Source organism: Amycolatopsis sp. NPDC004747, assembly GCF_053601335.1.
Genome location: NZ_JBSGBQ010000020.1, coordinates 18,427 through 43,398 on the forward strand (window position 1 = coordinate 18,427; position 24,972 = coordinate 43,398).

Annotated in this window: 8 protein-coding genes; 3 read left to right on the forward strand and 5 right to left on the reverse strand. The window is 73.1% G+C overall.

From position 1 onward, the window contains the following. Positions 1 to 69 precede the first annotated feature (69 nt). Positions 70 to 1,068, forward strand: a complete 999-nt coding sequence (locus tag ACWEGE_RS29330) for a hypothetical protein (protein WP_449663671.1) — start codon at positions 70 to 72, stop codon at positions 1,066 to 1,068. A gap of 5 nt (positions 1,069 to 1,073) precedes the next feature. Here the strand turns inward: ACWEGE_RS29330 and ACWEGE_RS29335 are convergent, their stop codons facing one another. Continuing rightward, positions 1,074 to 2,018 (reverse strand): methionyl-tRNA formyltransferase, encoded by a 945-nt coding sequence (locus ACWEGE_RS29335; RefSeq protein ID WP_449663672.1) that lies wholly within the window; start codon positions 2,016 to 2,018, stop codon positions 1,074 to 1,076. Positions 2,019 to 2,132: 114 nt separating this feature from the next. Here ACWEGE_RS29335 and ACWEGE_RS29340 point away from each other — a divergent pair, with 114 nt between their 5' ends. Then, the gene (locus ACWEGE_RS29340; protein ID WP_449663673.1) at positions 2,133 to 3,431 is read left to right on the forward strand and encodes a lysine N(6)-hydroxylase/L-ornithine N(5)-oxygenase family protein; all 1,299 of its coding nucleotides are present in this window, start codon (positions 2,133 to 2,135) and stop codon (positions 3,429 to 3,431) included. Here the strand turns inward: ACWEGE_RS29340 and ACWEGE_RS29345 are convergent. The 4 genes from ACWEGE_RS29345 to ACWEGE_RS29360 are packed head-to-tail and all read right to left on the reverse strand — an operon-like array spanning position 3,418 to position 6,834. Beyond that, the gene (locus ACWEGE_RS29345) at positions 3,418 to 3,903 is read right to left on the reverse strand and encodes a DinB family protein (protein ID WP_449663674.1); all 486 of its coding nucleotides are present in this window, start codon (positions 3,901 to 3,903) and stop codon (positions 3,418 to 3,420) included. The genes ACWEGE_RS29340 and ACWEGE_RS29345 overlap by 14 nt on opposite strands. Before the next feature lie 20 nt (positions 3,904 to 3,923). Next, positions 3,924 to 4,733 (reverse strand): ABC transporter ATP-binding protein, encoded by an 810-nt coding sequence (locus tag ACWEGE_RS29350; protein WP_449663675.1) that lies wholly within the window; start codon positions 4,731 to 4,733, stop codon positions 3,924 to 3,926. Between the two features lie 5 nt (positions 4,734 to 4,738). Further along, complete coding sequence (locus tag ACWEGE_RS29355) at positions 4,739 to 5,797, reverse strand: FecCD family ABC transporter permease (protein WP_449663676.1); 1,059 nt, start codon at positions 5,795 to 5,797, stop codon at positions 4,739 to 4,741. After that, a complete protein-coding gene (locus ACWEGE_RS29360) occupies positions 5,794 to 6,834 on the reverse strand; it encodes a FecCD family ABC transporter permease (RefSeq protein ID WP_449663677.1) in 1,041 nt (346 codons plus the stop codon). Before ACWEGE_RS29360 ends, ACWEGE_RS29355 begins: the two co-directional genes overlap by 4 nt. Before the next feature lie 136 nt (positions 6,835 to 6,970). On the opposite strand from ACWEGE_RS29360, the gene ACWEGE_RS29365 reads away from it, so the two are divergent. Beyond that, positions 6,971 to 24,970 (forward strand): amino acid adenylation domain-containing protein, encoded by an 18,000-nt coding sequence (locus tag ACWEGE_RS29365; RefSeq protein WP_449663678.1) that lies wholly within the window; start codon positions 6,971 to 6,973, stop codon positions 24,968 to 24,970. The last annotated feature ends 2 nt before the right edge of the window (positions 24,971 to 24,972 follow it).

Below are 24,972 nucleotides of genomic sequence, written 5' to 3' on the forward strand. Positions count from 1 at the left end.
AGTGAGATCGGAAAGATTCGAGGGGTGGCGACGTGGCGGTGAAGCCGTCGTCAACGAGGGGAGATCGCCGTGGTGGTCGACAACAGGGTGAAGAACGGGCAAGCGGGACCGGCAGTCGAGTGGGTCGACTGCCCGTGCCTGCCCGATCTCGTCGAGGCCAAGAAAAAGGGGCCGGCGGAGTTCGCGAAGATGCGAGCGGCGTACGAGGACAGCCAGGGAAAGATCCTGGAGGAGCACTACGCGCTCAATTTCCGGGCGGCGATCTTGCTCGTCCGCGCCAAGGAGCAGGTCGAGACCGACGGCGGCGCGGAGCGGAACGTCCTCAAGATGAGGCTGTACTACGACGCGCGCGAAAGCACGCCGGAGGTCGACGACGTCTTCCAGGCGGCTCGCCGGGTCGAGCGGAAGTACTCGGTCCTGCTGGAGGGGAAGACGCAGGAGATCCTGGCGCGCGGCATCCACGCCACGGCCGTCGTCCTCCTGGGCGTGCTCGACGCGATGGTGGACTCGCCGGACAAGCCCAAGCGGGTGGCGGTCGCGGCCGCCTCGGCCCAGAAGGAGCTCCGCCAGATCGAGCAGAACGCGCGTGACGCCGCCCTCGACCGCGCGCTCGCCCGTTATCTCGGTGGTCTCGCCGCGGGTTTCGTGTTGGCTGTCGCCGCCGTGATCGCCCTGAGGTTCGTGCCGATGAGGGCGGAAATCGGCGCCACGCTGATCATCTGCCTGGCTTCGGGTGCCCTCGGCGCGATCCTGAGCGTCATGATCCGCGCGGGCGACCGGCAGAAATTGAGCGTGAGCCTCGCCCAGGGACGGTTCGTGGCCTTTCTTTCCGGGTTCTTCCGGCTGATCATCGGAGCCGTTTTCGGCGCCGCGATGTTCGTGCTCGTCAGCGCCGGACTGGTGCCGATCGCGCTTCCCGGTTCGGCGGAAAAGGTCAACTTCTTCTTCGCCGGGCTCGCTTTCCTCGCCGGGTTCAGCGAACGCTGGGCGCAGGACACGATCGTCCGCACCCTGCCCGGCGCCGCCGACCAGAACGCGGTCGTGCCGGCGCGGGGCAAGGACGGCTGAGGCGCTCACCCACGGTCGGTAACGTAGCCGCCCATCGTCTTGAAGTACTCGTGCGCGGGCAGGTCGGTCCCGTCGGCGGTGCGGACGCGCTCGACCAGCAGCCCGGGGGACTGCCCGCGGCGCGCGTCCGGCCCGGCGACGATCACCACGCCGTCGCCCTCGCGGATGAAGATCCGGCCCGGCGTGCCGCCGTAGTGGCCCTGCGACACCGACGCCTTGAGGATCCGCAGCTCTTCGCCGCGGTGGTAGGTGAAGGCGTTCGGGTACGGGTCGGACAGCGCGCGCACGAACCGCTCGAGGTCCGCGGGCGGCAGCGTCCAATCGATCAGGCTGTCGCGCTGGGCCCGTTTGTGGAAGAAGCTGGCCTTCGAGCGGTCCTGCGGCACCGGCGTGTAGCCGGTCTCGATCAGCTTGATGGCTTCGGCGGTGATCGGCGCGATGAGGTCGACCGTGCGGTGGAAGAGGTCGGTCGTCGTGTCGGACGGTCCCACCGGGATCGCGCGCTGCAGCACGATGTCGCCGGCGTCGAGCTCGCCGTCCATCAGGTGGGCGGTGACGCCGACCTCGGGCTCGCCGTTGATCATAGCCCAGATCAGCGGCGAGAAGCCCGCGTACGCCGGCAGTAGCGAGTCGTGGATGTTCAGGGTGCCGTGGCGCGGCAGCTCGAAGATCTCCGGCGGCAGCCAGGTGCGCCAGTTGTTCGCCACGATCAGGTCGAGGTCGGCGGCCTGGAGTTCGGCCGGCAGCTCGGCGTCGTCCGGGCGGTTGCGCAGCAGGACGCGGATGTCGTGCGCGGCGGCGAGGTCGGCGACCGAGTCGGCCCAGATCCGCTCGTAGGCGTGGTCGCTCTTCGGGTGGGTGACCACGAGGGCGACCTCGTGGCCGGCGTCGATGAGCGCCTGGAGGGTCCGGTGCCCCCAGGTCTGGTAGCCGAACATCGCCACGCGCATTCGAGAGTGCCTTTCATGGTCGGGGGACGAACATCACCACGAACGTACTAGGCGAGGCTCGCCTAAGTTAGGTTAGGGTTCCCTGAACCGTACCGGAGCGCGCGAGGGAGCAACATGACTGCAGAGGTCCCGATCTACGACATCGTCGGCGTGGGCTTCGGGCCGTCGAACCTCGCGCTCGCGATCGCCCTCGCCGAGCACAACGCCGGCGCCGGGGAGCCGGTCACGGCGCACTTCCTCGAGCGGCAGCCCCGTTTCGGCTGGCACCGCGGGATGCTGATCGACACCGCGACCATGCAGGTGTCGTTCCTCAAGGACCTGGTCACCATGCGGAACCCGACCAGCGAGTTCAGCTTCCTCAACTACCTGCACGCGGCCGGCCGGCTGGTCGACTTCATCAACCACAAGAACCTCTTCCCGCTGCGCGTCGAGTTCCACGACTACTTCGAGTGGGCGGCCGCGAAGGTCGACGACGTCGTCTCGTACGGCACCGAGGTGGTCGCCATCAAGCCGGTGTACGACGGCGCCGAGATCGCCTACTTCGACGTCGAGGCGTCGGACGGCTCCTCGCTGCGCGCCCGCAACCTGGTGCTGGGCACCGGTCTGCGGCCGCAGCTGCCCGAAGGCGTCAACACCGGCGAGCGGATCTGGCACAACAGCGAACTGCTGTTCCGCCTCGAGGGACTGAAGAACGCCGACCCGGAGCGGTTCGTCGTGGTCGGGGCCGGCCAGAGCGCGGCCGAAGTCGCCGCCCTGCTGCACGACGAGTTCCCCCGCGCCGAGGTGTGCGCGGTGTTCGCCCGCTACGGCTACAGCCCGGCCGACGACAGCTCGTTCGCGAACCGGATCTTCGACCCCGAGGCCGTCGACCAGTTCTACCGCGCGGGCGAGCCGGTGAAGGACCGCCTGATGCGCTACCACGGCGCGACGAACTACTCGGCCGTCGACATCGACCTGATCGACGAGCTCTACCGGCGCGTCTACCGCGAGAAGGTGCTGGGCGTGCGGCGGCTGCGGCTGTTCAACGTTTCGCGCCCGGTCGAGGTGACCGACGCGGGAGCGGTGACGGTCGAATCGCTGACGACGGGTTCGCAGACGGTGCTGGAGGCCGACGCCGTCGTCTACGCCACGGGCTACCGGCCCGCGGACCCGACGCCGCTGCTCGGCGAGCTGGGCCCGCGGTGCCTGCGCGACGACGACGGACGCCTCCGCGTCGAGCGCGACTACCGCCTCACCACGGATTCGCCGCTGCGCGGCGGGATCTACCTGCAGGGCGGCACCGAGCACACGCACGGCATCACGTCGTCGCTGCTGTCGAACACCGCGGTGCGGGTGGGGGAGATCCTGCAGTCCGTGCTGGCCCGGCGGGTGGTCGCGGAACCGGCCGGCGAGCTGGCGGTCAGCCTGCGTTGATCTGTTCGCGGAGGATGTCGCCGTGGCCGGTGTGGCGGGCCAGTTCCTCGATCAGGAACAGGTAGACGAACCGCAGGCTGACCTCGCCGACGACCGGGTGCGTCCACCGGTCGTCGAGCGAGAAGCCCGCCGCGATCTCGCGTGAGCGGGCGGTGGCCCGCTCGTACTCGGCGATCACGTCGTCGACCGTTTCTTCGTCGGCGACCGCGAAACTGGCGTCTCCGGGCGTCGACGGGCCGTCGATCTCCGCCTCGCCGAGCCCGGCGACCAGCCACTGGAACCAGCGGCGCTCGGCGACGGCGGCGTGCTTGACCAGCGCGATCGGCGTGGTCAGCGACGGGACCAGCCGGCGCCGGGCGTCCGCCTCCGAGAGGCCGCGCGCGTTCTCCACGAGGGCGAGGCGGCCGCGGTCGAGCATGGCCTCCAGGAGTTCGCGCTCGGGGCCGGAGGTCTTTTCGGGCAGCACGTACATGCGGCCAGCTTGCCGGAGAATCAGCCCTGGTGCACCGGCGCCGGGTGGTGGCGGCTGATCGGGATCACCATCGGCGTCCCGCTCACCGGGTCCGGCGTCACCTGGCAGCGGACGTCGAAGACCTCGTCGACGAGCTCCTCGGTGATCACCGAGGCCGGCTCGCCGGAGGCCACCACGCGGCCCGCCTTCATCGCGATCAGGTGGTCGGCGTAGCGGCACGCCTGGGGCAGGTCGTGCAGGACCATCACCACCGTGCGGCCGTCCGCGCGGTTGAGGTCGACCACGAGGTCCAGCACGTCGATCTGGTGGGCCAGGTCCAGGTACGTCGTCGGCTCGTCGAGCAGCAGCACCGGCGTGTCCTGCGCGACCGCCATCGCGATCCACGCGCGCTGGCGCTGGCCGCCCGAGAGCTCGTCCACCGGGCGATCGGCCAGGTCGGTCAGTTCGGTGGCTTCCAGGGCCGCGCGGACGGCGTCTTCGTCCGATGTGGACCACTGCCGCCACCAGCTTTGGTGCGGGGCGCGGCCGCGGCCGACGAGGTCGGCCACCGTCATGCCCTCCGGCGCGACCGGCGACTGCGGCAGGATGCCGAGCCGCTGGGCGACCTGGCGGGTCGGGAGGTCCTGGATCGAGCGGCCGTCGAGGTACACCGTGCCCGACTTCGGCGTCAGCAGCCGGGCCAGTGTCCGCAGCAGCGTCGACTTGCCGCACGCGTTCGCCCCGACGATCGCGGTGATCCGGCCGGGCGGGATCTCGAGGTCGAGGCCGTCGATGACGACCCGGTCGTCGTAGGCGACGCGCAGGTCCTGCACGCGCAGGGACGGTGTCATCTTCGCTAGCCTCCGGAGCCGGATCGGTTGGCCCTGGCCAGCAGCCAGAGCAGCAGCGGGGCGCCGAGCGCGCCGGTCACGATGCCGACCGGCAGCGGGGACGCGGTGATCGTGCGGGCCAGGACGTCGCTGCCCAGCACCACGACGGCGCCGGTGAGCGCGGACGCCGTGAGCGGCGGGGATGCCTGGCGCGCCAGGCGTTGCGCGATCTGCGGCGCGGTCAGCGCGACGAACGAGACCGGGCCCGCGGACGCCGTCGCGAAGGCCACCAGCCCGGCGCCGGACAGCAGCAGCCCCAGCCGCACCGGCTGCACCGGCGTGCCGAGCCCGGCGGCCACGTCGTCGCCGAGCTGCAGCGTGCGCATCCACCGGGACAGGGCCAGCACGAGCGGCAGCAGCACGGCCAGCGCGCACGCCAGCGGGACGACGTGCTCCCAGCCGCGGTTGTTCAGGTTGCCGACGAGCCAGCCGATCGACGCCTGGGCTTCGGTGAGCTGCGCGCGGCTGAGCAGGTAGTCGGTGAGGCTGGTGCACATCGCGAAGATCCCGATGCCCACCAGGATGATCCGGTAGCCGGTGGTGCCGCGCCGCCACGCGAGGACGTACACGAGCAGCCCGGTCAGCAGGCCGCCGAGCAGGCCGAGCGTGGTGGTGCCGAGGCCGCCGCCGAAGCCGAAGGAGATCCCGGCGACGACGGCGGTGGCCGCGCCCGCGTTGATGCCGATCATGTCCGGGCTGGCCAGCGGGTTGCGCGTGACGGTCTGGAACACCGCGCCGGACGCGCCGAACGCGAGCCCGGCCAGCAGCCCGGTCAGCGCCCGCGGCAGCCGCAGCTCCTGCACGATGTACGCGGTGCCGCTGTCGCCGCCGCCGAACACGGCGGACAGGACGTCGGACACGCTCAGCGGGACTTCGCCGATCGTCATGCCCACGCAGAACAACGCGAACGCCAGCACGGCGAGCACCGCCGAGACGGCCACCAGCCGGAGCCGGATCTGCCCGGACACGGCGGGTTTCGCGAGGCGGAAGGTGAGGCGGTCGCGCCGCACCTGCAGCAGGCTCATCGGGTCTCCACCAGCTTGCGGCGGCGGACCAGCCAGATGAAGAAGGGCGCGCCGAGGAAGGCGACGATCACGCCGGCGCGGACTTCGCCGGGCCGTGCCATGATCCGGCCGAGGATGTCCGCGGCCAGCAGCAGGCACGGCGCGAGCACCGCGGTGTAGGGCAGCAGCCAGCGGTGGTCCGGGCCGATGACGAACCGCACGGCGTGCGGGACGACCAGGCCGAGGAACACGATCGGGCCGGCGACCGCGACGGCCGCGCCGGTCAGGAGCGTGATGGCCAGGGCGCCGCGCAGCCGGAGCGGGCCGAGCCGGCGGCCGAGTGCCACCGCGACGTCGTCGCCGAGCGCGAGGCTGTTCAGCGCGGGCGCGCTCGCGATCGCCAGCACCCCGCCGGCCACCAGGAACGGCAGGACCCGCAGGATCGAACCGCTGTCGACGCCGGCGAGCGAGCCGGCCGACCAGAACCGGAAGCGGTTGAGCGCCACCGGGTCCGACAGCACCATCGCGCTGGTGAACGAGCCGAGCAGCGCCGTGACGGCGGCGCCGGCGAGGGCCAGCTTGACCGGGCTCGAGCCGCTGCGGCCGCGGGTGCCGAGGAAGTAGACGACCGCGGTGGCGGCGAGCGCGCCGGCGAAGGCGAACCAGATGTAGCCGTACAGGGAGCCGACGCCGAGCACGGTGATGGAGAAGACGATGGCGAACGCGGCTCCGGCGCTGATGCCGAGCAGGCCCGGATCGGCCAGCGGGTTGCGGGTCAGTGCCTGCATGAGCGTGCCGGCCAGGCCGAGCGCGGCGCCGACCAGCACCGCGAGGAGCGTCCGCGGCATCCGGACACTGTGGATGATCACCGCGTCGGCCGAGCCATCGTCGTGCCAGAGCACCTGCCAGACGGCGCCGAACGACATCTCCTTCGACCCCAGCCAGACGCTCAGCAGGCACAGGAAAACCAGGACGCCGAGTGCGGCCAGCAGACCGAGTGCGCGGCCCGTGTGTGGCGGGCGTCGCTTGAGAGCGATCCCTCCGGGGTCTGTTCGCACCGCACCTCCGACTGGTACAGATTTTAGGTAAGGCTAACCGATGGTACAGGAGTGCATCCTCACCATCCGTTTGTTAGGGTCACCTAAGTTCGCGCCCCGATCGGGGCGCCGTGAGCAGCGGGAGGCTGGTCTACCGGTGAGCAACGGTGACGCTGTGCAGCAGCAGGAGTCGAGGCTCGGGTTCTGGCGTGACCGCCTCGCCTCGGCCCCGAAGGAGCTGCCGCTGCCGGTCGACCGGCCCTATCCGGCGGAGCCCGCCGCCCCGGTGGCGCTCGGCCGGCCGGTACCCGAGGCCGACGAGCTGACCCTGCTGGCCGCGTTCACGGTGCTGCTGTCCCGGTACGCGGGAGCCGTGGACGTCGTCGTCGGCATCGGCTCGCTGGTGCCGCTGCGGGTGGACCTGGGCGGGTCGCCCGGGTTCGGCGAAGTCGTGGCGCGCGTGCGTGCGGCGCGGGAAGAAGCCCTGGCGCACCGGGTTCCGTTCGAAGACCTGGTCGCCGAAGTGCGGCCCGAGCCCGGTCGCGGGGGAGCGCTGCTGTTCAACGTGGGCTTCGGCGCCGAAACGGACCTGCCGCTGGACCTGAACCTGACCGAGGACGGGCTGCGCTACCGCCCCGACGTCCTCGACGAGTCCACTGTGGACCGTATGCTCGGCCACCTCGGTCACCTCCTCGCCGCCGCGGCCGAGCGTCCACAGTGGCCGGTCGACCGGCTGGCCCTGATGACCGCGCCGGAGCTGCACGAGATCCTGGACGACTGGAACGACACGGACCTCACCACTCCGCCGGCCACGTTCCCGGAGCTGTTCGCGGCCCGCGTCCGCGAGCACCCGGACGCCGTCGCGCTGGTCTTCGAGGACGAGGAGCTGACCTACGCCGAGCTGGACGCGCGCGCCAACCGGCTCGCCCACGTCCTCATCGGGCGCGGCGCCGGGCCGGAGCGGGTCGTCGCGCTCGCCGTGCCCCGCTCGATCGAGATGATCGTCGCCGAGCTGGCCGTCCTGAAGGCCGGTGCCGCGTACCTGCCGCTGGACCAGGACCACCCGGCCGAGCGGATCGCGTTCACGGTGTCCGACGCGCGCCCGGTGTGCGTGGTGACCACGAGCGAGCTGGCCGACCGGTTCGACGGCGATGTCCTGCTGCTGGACGAGATCTCGTGGGACCCGGCGCCGGACCCGGGCGTGGCGATCGTCCCCGCCAACGCCGCCTACGTCATCTACACCTCCGGCTCCACCGGGCGGCCCAAGGGTGTCGTGGTCTCGCACGCGGGTGTCGCCAAGCTCGTCGCCACGCAGTCCGAGCGGTTCGGCGTGGGCCGGCACAGCCGGGTGCTGCAGTTCGCGTCGCCGAGTTTCGACGTCGCGTTCTGGGACCTGTGCCTCGGCCTGCTCTCGGGTGGCCGCCTGGTGATCGTCCCGGCGCAGCGCCGGGTGCCCGGCCCGGAGCTGGCGGAATACGCGCACGCGCACGGCGTCGACTTCATGATCCTGCCGCCCGCCCTGCTCGCCGAGTTCCCCGAGGACTGCGACCTGCCGCGCGACAGCGTGCTGCTCGCGGGCACCGAGCGGGTGTCGCCCGAACTGGTGCGCCGCTGGGCGCCGGGGCGGCGGATGTTCAACGCCTACGGCCCCACGGAGGCCACGACCAACTCGACCCTCGGGCTCTGCGACCCGCGGATCGCCGCCGGTTCGGCCGTGCCGATCGGCGTGCCGGACCCCGGCACCCGCGCGTACGTCCTCGACGCCCACCTGGCCCCGGTCCCGGTGGGCGTCGCCGGGGAGCTGTACCTCGCCGGAAGCGGCCTGGCGCGCGGATACCTCGGTCGGCCGGGCCTGACGGCCGAGCGGTTCGTGGCCGACCCGTTCGGCTCCGGTAGCCGCCTCTACCGGACCGGTGACCTGGTCAAGTGGCTGCCGGACGGCAGGCTGGTGTTCCTGGGCCGGGCCGACGACCAGGTCAAGATCCGCGGCTACCGGATCGAGCCGGGCGAGATCGAGTCCGTGCTGGCGCAACACCCGCGCGTCGGCCAGTCGGTCGTCGTCGCCCAGGACGGGCAGCTGATCGCCTACGCCGTGCCCGTGCCCGATCGCGACCAGGCCGCCGAGCGGGGGCACGTCGACGAATGGCACGACGTCCACGAGGAGATGCTCGCCGGTTCCCACGGCATCGAGGAGAACTTCGCGGGCTGGAACTCCAGCTACGACGGCTCCGAGATCCCGCTCGGCGAGATGCGGGAGTGGCACGCGGCGACGATCGAGCGGATCCGCGCGCTGCGGCCGAGGCGGGTGCTGGAAATCGGCGTCGGCAGTGGCCTGATCTTGTCCCGGATCGCGCCGGACGCCGAGACCTACTGGGGTGTCGACCTTTCCGAGAGCGCCATCGAGAACGTCCGCCGCGAAGTCGCCGCCATGCCCTTCGCGGACAAGGTGCACCTGGCGGCCCGGCCCGCGCACGATCTCGGTGAGCTACCGCAGTTCGACACGGTGATCATCAACTCGGTCGCCCAGTACTTCCCGAGCGCGGACTACCTCGCCGAGGTCGTCAAGACCGCCGCGGGCCTGCTGGAACCGGGCGGGACGATCTTCCTCGGCGACATCCGCAACCTCCGTTCGCTGCGGGCGTTCCGGACCGCCGTCGAGCTGCACCGCGGCCGGACCGACGTCGCCGCGGTGGACCAGGCGATCGCCCGCGAGGGCGAGCTGGTCCTCGACCCGGACTTCTTCCCGGCCCTGGCTCGCGGCCTCGACGGCTTCGGCGACGTCGACCTGTGGGTCAAGCGCGGCCACGCCCACAACGAGCTGACCCGGCACCGCTACGACGTCGTGCTGCGGAAGGCACCTCGGCCGGAACCGGCGGACGAGCAGGTCGTCGCCTTCGGCGGCCTCGACGCGGTGGCCCGGTTCCTGGCCGCCGAGACGCCGGAGCGGCTGCGGGTCACCGCGATCCCGGACGCCCGGCTGGCCGGCGAGCTGGCCGCGGTCCGCGCCCTGGACACCGGTGACGCCGAGGCGGCCCTGACCGCGCTCGGCCGCCGCGACGGCGTCGACCCGGAAGCGCTGTACGCGCTCGGCGAGCGGGCCGGCTACCGCGTGGCGGTCACCTTGGCGGCCGAAGGGCTGGAAGCCGTCTTCACGAGGGGCGAAGACGGCCCGGCCTACCGCCCGGTGCGGCAGACGGGTGCACCGGGGTCGTACGCCAACAACCCCGCGGCCCGCCGCGAAACCGGTGCCCTGGTGGCGTCGCTGCGCGCGCACGTGCGGGACCGGCTGCCGCGGTACATGGTGCCCTCGGCGTTCGTCGTGCTCGACAAGCTCCCCGTGCTCGCCTCCGGCAAGCTGGACCGCAAGGCCCTGCCGAGCCCGGAGCACTTCACCGCCGGACCCGGCCGTGCGCCGCGCAACCCCGTCGAGCAGCTGCTGTGCGAGATGTTCGCCGACGTCCTCGGGGTGCCGCAGGCCGGCCCGGACGACGACTTCTTCGCCCTCGGCGGCCACTCGCTGCTCGCCACCCGGCTCATCCAGCGGATCCGCGCCGCCGTCGGTGCCGAGGTGCCGGTGCGGGCGGTGTTCGACGCCCCGACGCCGGCCGCGCTCGCGGACCTCCTCGCCGGGGCGGTCACCGGGACCGGGCGGCGCCCGCTCACCCGCGTCACCGAACGACCCGAGCGGCTGCCGCTGTCGTTCGCCCAGCAGCGGCTGTGGTTCCTGCACGGCCTGGAAGGCGGCTCGGCGACCTACAACGTCCCGCTCGTCATGCGCCTGGCCGGCGAGCCGGACGTCGACGCCTTGCGCGAGGCGCTCAACGACGTCGTGGCCCGGCACGAGTCCCTGCGGACGGTCTTCCCGGTCGCCGACGGCGTCCCGTACCAGCGGATCCTGCCGGAAGGGACGGTGGCGCTCACCGTCCGTGCGGTGTCCGATGTGGACGCCGAGGTGGCCGCGCTCGTGCGCGGCGTGTTCGACCTCGGTGCCGGGGTGCCGGTGCGCGCGGAGCTGCTCACCGCCGGCCCGCGGCGGCACGTGCTGGTCCTGGTCGTGCACCACATCGCCGCCGACGGCTGGTCGCTGTCGCCGCTGTGGCGGGACATCGCCACGGCCTACCGCGCCCGCCTGGGCGGCGTTGCTCCACAGTGGACGCCGCTGCCGGTGCAGTACGCGGACTACACGCTCTGGCAGCGCGAACTCCTGGCCGCCGAAGAAGCAGCCCAGCTCGAGTACTGGCGCGACGCACTCGACGGCCTGCCCGAGCGGATCCCGCTCCCGCTCGACCGGCCGCACCCCGCGGTCTCGGCCTACCGCGGCGGCTTCTTCACCTTCACCTGGGACGCCGGGCTCCAAGCCGGGCTGGCCGACCTCGCGCGCGCCTGCGGCGCCAGCCCGTTCATGGTCGTGCACGCGGGCCTGACGGCGCTGCTGACCCGGCTCGGCGCGGGCACCGACATCCCGATCGGCACCCCGATCGCCGGCCGCACCGACCCGGCCCTCGACGACCTCGTCGGGTTCTTCGTCAACACCCTGGTGCTGCGGGTGGACACCGGCGGTGATCCGTCGTTCCGCGACCTGGTGGCCCGGGTGCGGGAGCGCAGTCTCGACGCCTACGCCCACCAGGACGTCCCGTTCGAGCGGCTGGTCGAAGCCCTCAACCCGGCGCGCTCGCTGGCGCACCACCCGCTGTTCCAGACCATGCTGGCCTGGCAGAACACGCCCGGCGCCGGTGTCGAACTGCCCGGCCTGACCGTCACCGAGCAGCCCGTCGGCACCGGCACCGCCAAGTTCGACCTCTGGTTCTCCTTCACCGAGCGCGCCGACGGCCTGCACGGACAGGCCGAGTTCAACGCCGAGGTGTTCGACCGCGCCACCGTCACCGGCCTCCTCGACCGCCTGGAAACCCTGCTCCGGCAGGTCGTCACCGCGCCGGACCGCCGCCTCGGCGCACTGGACGTGCTCACCGAGACCGAACGCGCGGGCCTCGAAAAGACCTGGTCGGGGCCGGCCAGGGACGTCCCGGCGGTCACCGTGCCGGAGCTGTTCGCCGCCCAGGTCGCGCGCACGCCGGACCACCCGGCGCTGGTCTTCGAGGACGAAGAACTCAGCTACGCCGAGCTGGACGCTCGGTCGAACCGCCTGGCCCGCGTGCTCGCCGCGCGCGGCGCCGGGCCCGAGCGGGTGGTCGCGTTGGCGCTGCCCCGCTCGACGCACCTGGTCACCGCGATCCTCGCCGTGCTCAAGACGGGCGCGGCCTACCTGCCGCTCGACCCCGGTTACCCGGCCGACCGCATCGCCTTCATGCTCGAAGACGCGGACCCGGCCCTGGTGCTGGCCGTCTCGGACACGGCGGTCGACGGCGCCCTGCTCCTGGACGACCCGGCCACCCTGGCCGGAGTGCCGGACGCCCCTGCGGACGTCACGCTCCGGCCGGAGAACCCGGCGTACGTCATCTACACCTCCGGCTCGACGGGCCGGCCCAAGGGCGTCGTCGTCCCGCACGCCGGGATCGTCAACCGGCTGCTCTGGATGCAGGACGAGTACCGTCTCGGCGCGGACGACCGCGTGCTGCAGAAGACGCCGTCGAGCTTCGACGTCTCGGTGTGGGAGTTCCTCTGGCCGCTGCTCACCGGCGCCACCGAGGTGCTCGCCCGGCCGGACGGGCACAAGGACCCCGCCTACCTCGCCCGGCTGATCCGCGACCGCGGGATCACGACCGTCCACTTCGTCCCGTCGATGCTGCAGGTCTTCCTCCAGGAACCGGCGGCACGGGAGTGCGCGAGCCTGCGCCGGGTGCTGTGCAGCGGCGAAGCCCTGCCGCCGGACGCTGTCGCGCAGTTCGGCCAGGTCCTCGACGCCGAGCTGCACAACCTCTACGGCCCGACCGAAGCCTCGGTCGACGTCACGGCGTGGCAAACGTCCACGGAGGACATTTCCGTCCCGATCGGACGTCCGGTGTGGAACACCCGCACCTACGTCCTCGACGGCGCCCTGCGCCCGGTCCCGCCGGGCACGCCCGGCGAGCTGTACCTGGCCGGCGTCCAGCTCGCCCGCGGCTACCTCGGCCGGGCCGGGCTGACCGCCGAGCGGTTCGTCGCCGACCCATTCGGCGCGCCCGGCACCCGGATGTACCGCACCGGCGATCTCGCCCGCTTCCGCCCCGGCGGCGTGCTCGAGTTCCTCGGCCGCGGGGACGAGCAGATCAAGATCCGCGGCTTCCGCGTGGAGCCGGGCGAGATCGCCGCGACCCTGTCCGCGCACGACGACGTCGCCCACGCCGTCGTCGTCGCCCGCGAGGACCGGCCCGGCGACGTCCGCCTCGTCGGGTACGTCGTGCCGGCCGACACCGCGGGCTCCGCCGAGGAAGAGACCGAGCAGGTCGGCGAGTGGCGCGAGCTGTACGACTCGATGTACTCCGGTGACGCCGACGAGTTCGCCGGCTGGAACTCCAGCTACACCGGCGAGCCGATCCCGCGCGACGAGCTGCGCGAGTGGCGCGACGCGATCGTCACCCGGATCCGGTCGCTGCGGCCGAAGCGGGTGCTGGAGATCGGGGTCGGCAGTGGCCTGCTGCTGACCGAGCTGGCCCCGGACTGCGAGACGTACTGGGGCACGGACTTCTCCGCCGAGGTCATCGCTTCGCTCGGCGAGCGGGTCGCGGCCGATCCGGCGCTCGCCGGGCGCGTCGAACTGCGCACCGGCGACGCCGCCGACCTCACCGGCCTGCCGGCGGGGTTCTTCGACACGGTCGTGCTCAACTCCGTCGTCCAGTACTTCCCGAGCGGCGCGTACCTCCTCGACGTCGTGCGCAAGGCCCTGGCGCTCCTGGCGCCGGGCGGGGCGCTGTTCGTCGGGGACGTCCGCGACCTGCGCCAGGTCCGGGCCTTCCACACCGCCGTGGCGCAGGTGCGCGGCGGCGACGTCGAACAGCGGCTGCTGCGGGAGAAGGAGCTCCTGGTGGCACCGGAGTTCTTCGCGGGACTCGACGGGGTCGCCGCGGACATCCGGGTCAAGCGCGGCCGGGCGGTCAACGAACTCACCCAGTACCGCTACGACGTCGTCCTGCGCCCGGGAACCGCCGAGCCGCTTCCGGTCGAGACCCTGACCTGGGGCACCGATGTGTCCACTGTGGACGAGGTGACCGCTCGGCGGCACGACGGCCTGCGCATCGAGAACGTCCCGAACGGCCGGATCACCGAAGGCGTGAACCCGGACGACTGGTACGAACTGGGTGCGGTCGTGACTTGGTCGGCGGCCGGCGACGGCTCGGTCGACGTCCTCTTCACCAGTGAGCCGGCCGGTGCGTTCCGGCCCGGCCCGGAGGAGGTCCTGGCCTACACCGGAAACCCCCGGCGGTCCCGCCGCAGCGCCGCCCTCCCGGCGGAACTGCGGACCTTCGCGGCCGGACGGCTGCCCGAGCACATGGTGCCCTCGGCGATCGTCGTGCTCGACGCGCTGCCGGTGACGGCGAACGGCAAGCTCGACCGCCGCGCGCTGCCCGCCCCGGAGGCGAGCGCGCCGGTCTCGGACCGCGAGCCGCGCACCCCGGCCGAACGGCAGCTGTGCGCGCTGTTCGCCGACGTCCTCGGCCTGCCGCGGGTCGGCCCGGACGACAGCTTCTTCGCCCTCGGCGGTCATTCGCTGCTGGCGACCCGGCTGATCGCCCGCGTCCGCACCGCCCTGAACGCCGAACTCGAGGTGCGGTCGGTCTTCGAGACGCCGACCCCGGCGGGCCTGGCCGCGGTGCTCGCCACCGCCCGCGGCACTGCGCGGCCGGCGCTGGTGCCCGCGCCCCGCCCGGATCTCGTCCCGCTCTCCGGCGCGCAGCAGCGGCTGTGGTTCCTGCACCACCTCGAAGGGCCTTCGGCCACCTACAACGTCCCGCTGATCATGCGCCTCGAAGGCGAACTCGACGTCGAAGCGCTGCGCCGGGCGCTCTCGGACGTGGTCGCCCGCCACGAGGCCCTGCGCACCCGCTTCCCGCAGCGCGACGGCGTGCCCTACCAGGACATCCCCCCGGCCGGCGACATCGACCTGCCCGTGCGCGAGGTCTCCGACCTCGACGAGGCCCTGACCGGCCTGGTCCGCGGGTCGTTCGACCTTGAGCGGCACGCGCCGATGCGTGCGGAGCTGCTGCGGCTCGGTGCCCGTGAGCACGTCTTCGCGCTGGTGTTCCACCACATCGCCTCCGACGGCTGGTCGATGGCCCCGCTGTGGCGCGACATCGCCGCGGCCTACGCCGCCCGCCGGTCCGGTGAAGCTCCACAGTGGACGCCGCTGCCGGTGCAGTACGCGGACTACACGCTGTGGCAGCAGGACCTGCTCGGCCGCGAGGACGACCCGGACAGCGTGCTGAGCGCGCAGCTGGACTACTGGCGGGAAGCGCTGGACAGCCTGCCGGACCGGATCGAGCTGCCCCTGGACCGGCCGCACCCGGCGACCGCGACCTTCCGCGGCGAGCTGCACACTTTCACCTGGGACGCCGGGCTCCACACGCGGCTGGCCGAGCTGGCCCGCGAGAGCGGCGCGAGCGTGTTCATGGTCGTGCACGCGGCCCTCGCCGCCCTGCTCACCCGCCTCGGCGCGGGCACCGACGTACCGATCGGCTCGCCGATCGCCGGCCGCACCGACCCGGCGCTGGACGACCTCGTCGGCTTCTTCGTCAACACCCTCGTCCTGCGCGTCGACACCGGCGGCGAGCCGACGTTCCGCGAGCTGCTCGCCCGGGTCCGCGAGCGCAACCTCGACGCCTACGCCCACCAGGACGTGCCGTTCGAGCGGCTGGTCGAGGTGCTCAACCCGGCGCGGTCGCTGGCGTACCACCCGCTGTTCCAGGTGATGATCGCCGGGCAGAACAACGCCCGCGCCGAGGTGACCCTGCCCGGCCTGGCCGTCTCCGAAATCCCGGTCACCACCGGGACGGCCAAGTTCGACCTGTCCATCTCGCTGACCGAGCGCGACGCCGGGATCGCCGGGGTCCTCGAATTCAACGCCGACGTCTTCGACCACGCGGGCGCGCACGCGATCCTGCGCCGGCTCGAAGTGCTGCTGCGCGCGGCCCTGGCCGAGCCGGACCGCCCGGTCGGCGCCCTGGACCTCCTCGACGGCGACGAGCGCGACCGCGTGCTCACCGAGTGGGCCGGCTCCCTCGACCCGGCGGGCACCGAGACGTTCCCCGGCCTGTTCGCCCGCCGCGTCGCCGAAGCGCCGGACGCCGTGGCGCTCGTGTTCGAGGACGTCGAGCTCACCTACGCCGAGGTGAACACGCGCGCCAACCGGCTCGCGCACCTGCTGCTCGACCGCGGCGCCGGACCGGAGCGGGTCGTCGCGCTGGCCGTGCCGAGGTCGCCGGACCTGATCATCGCCGAACTGGCGGTGCTCAAGGCCGGTGCCGCGTACCTGCCGGTCGACGTCGACTACCCGGGCGACCGGATCGCCTACATGGTCGAGGACGCGGCCCCGGTGTGCGTGGTGACGACCCGGGACGTCGAGGCGAAACTGCCCGCGGCCCTGCCCCGGGTGTTCCTCGACGACCCGGCACTCGAAGCGGCGTCCACAGTGGACCCCGACGTCGAGGTCAAGCCGGAGAACGCGGCCTACGTGCTCTACACCTCTGGCTCGTCCGGGCGGCCGAAGGGCGTCGTCCTCCAGCACTCCGGGGTCGCGAAGCTGGTCGCCACCCAGGTCGAGCGGTTCGGAGTGGGGCCGCACAGCCGGGTGCTGCAGTTCGCGTCGCCGAGCTTCGACGTCGCGTTCTGGGACCTCTGCCTCGGCCTGCTCTCGGGCGGCCGGCTGGTCGTGGTCCCGGCCGAGCGGCGGGTCGCGGGCCCGGCCCTCACCGAGTACGCGCACGCCCACGGCGTCGACTTCATGATCCTGCCGCCCGCGCTGCTCGACGCGATGCCGGCGGAGCTCGACCTGCCGCGCGACAGCGTGCTGCTGGCGGGCACCGAGCGGGTGTCGCCGGAGCTGGTGCGCCGCTGGGCGCCGGGCCGCCGGATGTTCAACGCCTACGGCCCGACCGAGGCGACCACCAACTCGACGCTCGGCGAGAGCGACCCCGCCGAGCTGGCGGGCGCGACGGTCGTCCCGATCGGCATCCCCGACCCCGGCACCCGCGCGTACGTGCTCGACGCCGGGCTGCGGCCGGTCCCGCCCGGGGTGGTGGGGGAGCTGTACCTCGCGGGCTCCGGCCTGGCACGGGGGTACCTCGGGCGGCCGGCGCTGACGGCCGAGCGGTTCGTCGCGGACCCGTTCGGCTCCGGCGGACGGCTGTACCGGACCGGTGACCTGGTGAAGTGGCTGCCGGACGGGCGGCTGGTGTTCCTGGGCCGGGCCGACGACCAGGTCAAGATCCGCGGCTACCGCATCGAGCTCGGCGAGATCGAATCCGTGCTGGCCGAGCACCCGGCGGTCGGGCAGGCCGTCGTCGTCGCCCAGGACGGGCGGCTCGTCGCCTACGCCGTGCCTTCGGCCGGGCGGGACGAAGAAGCGGAACTCGACCACGTCGGCGAGTGGCGCGAGCTGCACGAGAACGTCTTCACCGAAGCCGCGGCCGGCGGGCTGGAGGAGAACTTCACCGGCTGGAACTCCAGCTACGACGGCTCGGAAATCCCGCTCGGCGAGATGCGCGAGTGGCACGCGGCGACGATCGACCGGATCCGCTCGCTGCGGCCGAGACGGGTGCTGGAGATCGGCGTCGGCAGCGGCCTCATCCTCTCGCGGATCGCGCCGGACGCCGAGGAGTACTGGGGCGTCGACCTGTCCGAAAAGGCCATCGCCACCCTGCGGCGCGAACTCGCGGCCACGCCGTTCGCGAGCAAGGTCCACCTGGCCGCGCGGCCCGCCCACGACCTGGGCGAGCTGCCGGAGTTCGACACGGTGATCGTCAACTCGGTCGCCCAGTACTTCCCGAGCGTCGGCTACCTCGCCGAAGTCCTCCGCACGGCCGCGGCGCACGTCCGGCCGGGCGGGGTGATCTTCCTCGGCGACATCCGCAACCTCCGTTCGCTGCGCGCGTTCCGGACCGCGACCGAGTTGCGCCACGGCCGCCGGGACGTCGCCGCGGTGGACCAGGCGATCGCCCGGGAGGGCGAGCTGGTGCTCGACCCGGACTTCTTCGCGGCCCTGGAGCTCGACGGCTTCGACGACGTCGACGTGTGGGCCAAGCGCGGTCACGCCCACAACGAGCTGACCCGGCACCGCTACGACGTCGTGCTGCGGAAGGCACCGCGACCGGAAACTCCGGAAGAGCAGGTCGTCGCCCTGGACGCGCTCGAAGGGGCCCTGGCCGCACGCCCGGCCCGGCTGCGCGTGACCGGCGTGCCCAACGCCCGGCTGTCCGGGGAACTCGCCGCCGTCACCGCGCTGGCCGCGGGCGACGCCGAAGCCGCGCTGTCCTCTTTGGACGAGCGGTCCGGAGTCGACCCCGAGACGCTGCACGAGCTCGGCGAACGGCACGGTTACCGCGTGTACGCGACCCTCACCGCGGACGAGGGTGACCTGGAAGTCGTGTTCACCACCGGCGAGCCGCGCCGGATCCACCGCGGCCGCCCGGTCGGGGCCGCCCTGGAGACACTGGGCAATCACCCGTCCGGGCAGCGGGACACGAGCGCGCTGGTCACGGCCCTGCGGGCGCACGTCCGCGACCGGCTGCCGCAGTACATGGTGCCCTCGGCGTTCGTCGTGCTCGACCGGCTGCCGCTGCTGGCGTCCGGCAAGCTGGACCGGCGCGCGCTGCCGAGCCCCGGCAAGCAGGCGGTCACCGCCGGCCGGGCCCCGCGGACCCCGGTCGAGGAGGTCCTGTGCGGTCTCTTCGCCGAGGTCCTCGACACCGCGTCGATCGGCGTCGACGACGACTTCTTCGCCCTCGGCGGGCACTCGCTGATGGCGACCCGCCTGGTCGCGCGGGTGCGCGCGGTCTTCGGCGTCGAACTGCAGGTCCGGTCGGTGTTCGAGACACCGACCGTGGCCGGGCTGGCGGCATCGCTGGCCACTTCGGACACCTCGGCCCGGCCGGCGCTGGTGCGCGCCGACCCGCGGCCGGACGTGCTGCCGCTGTCGTTCGCCCAGCAGCGGCTGTGGTTCCTGCACCGCCTCGAAGGCCCGTCGGCCACCTACAACATGCCGACGGCGGTCCGGCTGACCGGCGTCCTCGACGTCGACGCGCTGCGCACGGCGCTGTCCGACGTGGTGGACCGCCACGAAGCCCTGCGCACGGTCTTCCCGGAGGTCGGCGGCGAAGCCCGGCAACACGTCCTCGACGACGTCACGATCCCGCTGCCGGTCCGCACGGTGACCGAGGCCGCCCTCGCCGACGCGGTGTCGGAAGCGGCGGGCACGGTGTTCGAGCTGGAGTCGGAGCTGCCGTTGCGGGCGCAGCTGCTGCGCCTCGGCGCCCGCGAGCACGTCCTCGTGCTGGTGTTCCACCACATCGCCTCCGACGGCTGGTCGACCGCACCGTTGTGGCGGGACCTCGCGACCGCCTACACCGCGCGGTGCGGCGGTGAACGTCCGCAGTGGACGCCATTGCCGGTGCAGTACGCGGACTACACGCTGTGGCAGCGGGACGTCCTCGGCGAGCCGGTGATCGAGCCGCAGCTGGCCTACTGGCGGGAGACTCTCGCCGGGCTGCCCGAGCGGATCGAGCTGCCCACCGACCGGCCGCACCCGGCGGAGGCGTCCTACCGCGGCGAACAGTTCGCCTTCGGCTGGGACGCCGGGCTCCACAATGGACTCGTCGAGCTGGCCCGCGCCTGCGGGGCCAGCGTGTTCATGGTCGTGCACGCGGGGCTGACCGCAGTGCTCACGCGGCTCGGCGCGGGCACCGACATCCCGTTGGGCACGTCCATCGCCGGGCGCACCGACGCCGCCCTCGACGACCTCGTCGGGTTTTTCGTCAACACCCTGGTGCTGCGGGTGGACACCGGCGGTGATCCGTCGTTCCGCGACCTGGTGGCCCGGGTGCGGGAGCGCAGTCTCGACGCCTACGCCCACCAGGACGTCCCGTTCGAGCGGCTGGTCGAAGCCCTCAACCCGGCGCGGTCGCTGGCCTACCACCCGCTGTTCCAGACGATGATCGCCTGGCAGAACAACGCCGTCGCCGACCTCGTGCTGCCGGGTCTCACCGTCGCCGAGGAGCCCGTGCGCACCGGCACCGCTCGGGCCGACCTGACGTTCTTCGTCGGCGAGCGGCCCGGGCACCTGGCCGGGATCCGCGGTACGGCCGAGTACAACAGCGACGTCTTCGACCGCGCGACCGTCGAGGCGATCCTCGAGCGGCTCCGGACGCTCCTGGCCGCCGTCGTCGCCGACCCGGACACCCGGATCGGCGCCGTCGACCTGCTCACCGCGGCCGAACACGACCAGCTCGCCGCCGATCCCGCGACCCCGCTGCCCGCGGAGACGGCCGCCGAGCTGTTCGCCGCCCAGGTCGCGCGGACGCCGGACGCCCTCGCCTTGACGTTCGGCGACGAGCGGCTCACCTACGCCGAGCTGGACCGGCGGGCGACGGCGCTCGCCCGGGCGCTGCTCGCGCGTGGCGCGGGGCCGGAACGGGTGGTGGCGGTCGCGCTGCCGCGGTCGGCCGACCTGGTCGTCGCGCTCCTGGCGGTGCTCAAGACCGGCGCCGCGTACCTGCCCCTGGACCTGAACCACCCGGCGGACCGCATCGAGCTGATGCTCACCGATGCCGAACCGCACCTGGTCATCGCGTCGGAAGGCTTCGGAGACCGGCTCGTCCGGCCCGGCGACACCGGGCCGGACGCGGCCTGGCCGTCGATCGGCCCGGACCACCCGGCGTACGTGATCTTCACCTCCGGCTCCACCGGACGCCCGAAGGCCGTCGCCGGCACCCAGCGCGCGCTGGCCAACCGGCTGCACTGGGGCCGGGACGTTGCCCGGGGCGTGCGCGTGGCCAAGAGCGCGCTGACGTTCATCGACGGCTCCACCGAACTCCTCGGCGGTCTCGTCGCGGGCGATCCGGTGGTCCTCGCCGACGACACGACGGCCACCGACCCCGTCAAGCTGGCCGAATTCGTCCGTGAAACCGGCGCGCAGGTGCTCACGGTGGTCCCCAGCCTTCTCGACACCTTCGCCGAGGACGCCCCGGACGGCGCGTTCGACTCGGTGACCACCTGGATCACCAGCGGCGAGCCGCTTTCCGCGGCACTGGCCGGGAAGGTCGCGGCCCGGTGGCCGTCGGCGGAACTGGTCAACCTCTACGGCTGCTCGGAAGTCGCCGGCGACAGCCTCGCGCAGGTCTGCGGCCCGGTGGCGATCGGGCGGCCGGTCGCGAACACCCGCGCGTACGTCCTCGATGCCGCGCTGCGGCCGGTCCCGCCGGGCGTCCGCGGGGAGCTGTACCTCGCCGGCGCCGGAGTCGCGCGCGGCTACCTCGGCCGCCCGGCGCTCACCGCCGAACGGTTCGTCGCCTCGCCGCACCAGCCGGGGGAGCGGATGTACCGCACCGGCGACCTCGTCCGCCGCCGCGCCGATGGGGCGTTGGAGTTCCTCGGCCGCGCCGACCAGCAGCTCAAGATCCGCGGCTTCCGCGTCGAGCCCGGCGAAGTCGAGGCCGTGCTGTTGTCGGATGCCTCGGTGGCACGCGCGGCCGTGATCGCCCGCGAGAACCGGCTGATCGCCTACGTCGCGCCGTCGGGCGACCCGGTCGCGCTGCGGGCGTCGCTCGCCGCCCGGTTGCCGGAGTACCTGGTGCCGTCGGCGATCGTGGTGCTCGACGCGCTGCCGCTGAACGCCAACGGCAAGCTCGACCGCGCCGCCCTGCCCGACCCGCAGGTGCGCGCGTCCGGACGGCTCGCGCGTACCCCGGCCGAGCAGGCGCTGTGCGGACTGTTCGCCGACGTCCTCGGTGTTCCGGCGGTGGGCCCGGACGACGGGTTCTTCACCCTCGGCGGGCACTCGCTCCTGGCGACGCGGCTGGTCAGCCGGATCCGCGCGCTCCTCGGCGTCGAGGTGCCGATCCGGGCGGTGTTCGACGCGCCGACGCCGGCCCGGCTCGCCGAAGCCCTCGACCCGGGCCGGGGTGTCCGCCCCGCGCTGACCCGGGCCGAGCGCCCGGAAGTTCTGCCGCTGTCGTTCGCGCAGCAGCGGCTGTGGTTCCTCGACCGCCTGGACGGGCCGTCGGCGACCTACAACATCCCGTGGGCGTGGGACCTGACCGGCCCGGTCGACATCGACGCGCTGCGGGCCGCGCTGGGGGACGTCGTGGCCCGGCACGAGGTCCTCCGGACCCTCCTGGTCGAGGAGCGGGGCACACCGCGGCAGGTCGTGCTCGACCGGGCCGTCCCGGTGCTGGTCACCGAATCCGTGGCCGAAGCCGACCTCGACGAGCGCGTCGCCGCGGCGGCGTCGTACTGCTTCACCCTCGGTGCGGAGATCCCGATCCGGGTGACCCTGGTTTCGGCCGGACCGGACCGGCACGTCCTGGTCCTGCTGGTGCACCACATCGCGGGCGACGGCTGGTCGCTGCCGCCACTGAAGCGCGACCTCGGCACCGCCTACGCGGCCCGGCTCCGCGGCGAGCGTCCACAATGGACGCCGTTGCCGGTGCAGTACGCGGACTACACGCTGTGGCAGCGGGAGATGTTCGGCCGCGCCGACGACCCGGACAGCCTCCTCGGCCGCCAGGCGGCGTTCTGGCGGGACACCCTGGCCGGGATCCCGGACGAGCTGGCGCTCCCGGCCGACCGGCCGCGGCCGGCGCGGTCGACCAACCGCGGCGCCGCCGTGCCGTTCACCGTGCCCGCGTCCGTCCACCGAGGACTGCGGGAGCTGGCCCACCGCAGCGACACCAGCACGTTCATGGTCCTGCAGGCGGCACTGGCCGCCCTGCTGACGCGGCTCGGCGCGGGCACCGACATCCCCCTCGGCACCCCGGTGGCCGGCCGCTCCGACCACGCGCTGGAAGACCTCGCCGGTTTCTTCGTCAACACCCTGGTGCTGCGGACCGACACCGGCGGCGACCCGACGTTCCGCGAGCTGCTGGACCGCGTCCGTGAGGCCGACCTGGCCGCTTACGCCCACCAGGACCTGCCGTTCGAGCACCTCGTCGAGCTGCTCAACCCGCCCCGATCCCTGGCCCGGCACCCGCTGTTCCAGGTCATGCTCGCGGTCTACCACTCGGGTTCGGAGCCGGAACGGCTGCTCGGCCTGGACGCGGCCCCCCGGGACACCGGGCTGCGGCAGGCGAAGTTCGACCTGTCGTTCGACCTGGTCGAGACGGCCGAAGGCATCGACGGCGACCTCGAATACAGCCTCGACCTCTTCGACGAGCCGACCGCCCGTACCCTCGCCGAGCGGCTGGTCCGGGTGCTGGCGGCGGTCGTCGCGGACCCGGACCGGCCGCTGAGCCGGATCGACGTCCTCGACGCTCCGGAACGGCACCGGATCCTGCACGAGTGGGGTGCCGGGGCACCGCTCACGCTCTCGGCCCCGACGGTCGTCGACCGGCTGGCCGCCCAGGTGGCGGCGACCCCGGGCGCGACCGCGCTCAGCGACGCCACCTCGAGCGTCACGTTCGCGGAGTTCGGCGCGCGGACCGACCGCCTCGCGCGGTGGCTGGCTTCGCAGGGGGCGGGTCCGGAGAAGGTGGTGGCGCTCGTGCTGCCGCGGTCGGCGGCGGTCGTCGAGGCGATCTTCGGCGTGTTCAAGACGGGCGCGGCGTACCTGCTGATCGATCCGGACCAGCCCTTGGACCGGATCTCGGCGATCCTCGCCGATGCCGGTCCCGCGCTGGTCCTCACCAGCCGTTCACTGGCTTCGGTGGTGCCCGGCGCGGTGTGTGTCGAGGACATGGTGGACAGTGACGCGGCGCTCACCCCGCCGTCGCCGGCGAATCCGGCGTACGTGCTCTACACGTCCGGCTCGACGGGCAAGCCGAAGGGTGTCGTCATCCCGCACTCTGGGCTGGTCAACCTGTTCCACAGCCACCGCGAGACGCTCTACCGCCCGGCCGTCGCGGCGGCGGGCGGGCGGCGGCTGCGGGTCGGGCACGCGTGGGCGTTCTTCTTCGACGCGTCCTGGCAGCCGCAGCTGTGGCTGCTCGACGGGCACGAGGTGCACGTCGTCGACGACGACACCCGCCGCGACCCTTCGCGGCTGGCGGCGGTGGTGCGCGAGCGCGAACTCGACTTCCTCGAGCTCACGCCGTCGCACTTCGCCCAGCTGGCCGCGGCCGGGGTGATCGCGGACGGCCGGTGCGCCCTCGGCGTGGTCGGCGTCGGCGGTGAAGCCGTTTCGCAGACGCTGTGGGAGACGCTGGCGTCGATGCCGGGCACGGAGGCGTACAACCTCTACGGCCCGACCGAGGCCACGGTGGACGCCCTGGTCGGCCGCTTCGGCGACGCCGACCGGCCGGTGGTCGGCCGTCCGGTGCACAACACCCGCGCGTACGTCCTCGACGGCGGTCTATCGCCGGTCCCGGCCGGGGTGCCGGGCGAGCTGTACCTGGCCGGTGCCGGGCTGGCCCGCGGCTACCACTTCCGGCCGGCGCTCACCGCCGAACGGTTCGTCGCTTCGCCGCATCAGCCGGGGGAGCGGATGTACCGCACCGGCGACCTGGTGCGCTGGCGGCCGGACGGGCAGCTGGAGTACCTCGGGCGCACCGACGACCAGGTCAAGATCCGCGGCTTCCGGGTCGAACCGGGCGAGATCGAGACGGCCCTGACCCGGCACGGCGACGTCACGCAGGCGCTGGTCGTCGTCCGCGAAGAGCGGCTGGTCGCGTACACGACCCCGGCGGCCGCGGATCCGGCGAAGCTGCGGGAGTTCCTCGCGCGGTCGCTGCCGGAGTACATGGTGCCCGCGGCCGTCGTGCCCCTGGACGCCTTTCCGGTGACCCCCAACGGGAAGCTCGACCGGGCGGCCCTGCCGGAACCCGGGTTCGCCGCCCGCGGCCGGGCGCCCGAAACGGCCACGGAGAGGGCGCTCTGCGAGATCTTCGCGGAGGCCCTGGACGTCGCCGCCGTCGGCGCCGACGACGACCTGTTCACCCTCGGCGGCCACTCGATGCTGCTGGTGGTCCTGCGCAACCGGATCACCGAGCGGTTCGGGACCGAGCTGCCGATCGCCGAATTCTTCCGCACCCCCACCGCGGCGGGCCTCGCCGCGCTGGTGACCCGAGACGAGGACTAGAC

Bases quoted from the DNA above. Each gene is read 5' to 3' on its own strand.
- ACWEGE_RS29355 (WP_449663676.1), bottom strand. From the start codon at position 5,797: ATGAGCCTGCTGCAGGTGCGGCGCGACCGCCTCACCTTCCGCCTCGCG.
- ACWEGE_RS29345 (WP_449663674.1), bottom strand. From the start codon at position 3,903: ATGTACGTGCTGCCCGAAAAGACCTCCGGCCCCGAGCGCGAACTCCTG.
- ACWEGE_RS29350 (WP_449663675.1), bottom strand. From the start codon at position 4,733: ATGACACCGTCCCTGCGCGTGCAGGACCTGCGCGTCGCCTACGACGAC.
- ACWEGE_RS29340 (WP_449663673.1), top strand. From the start codon at position 2,133: ATGACTGCAGAGGTCCCGATCTACGACATCGTCGGCGTGGGCTTCGGG.
- ACWEGE_RS29335 (WP_449663672.1), bottom strand. From the start codon at position 2,018: ATGCGCGTGGCGATGTTCGGCTACCAGACCTGGGGGCACCGGACCCTC.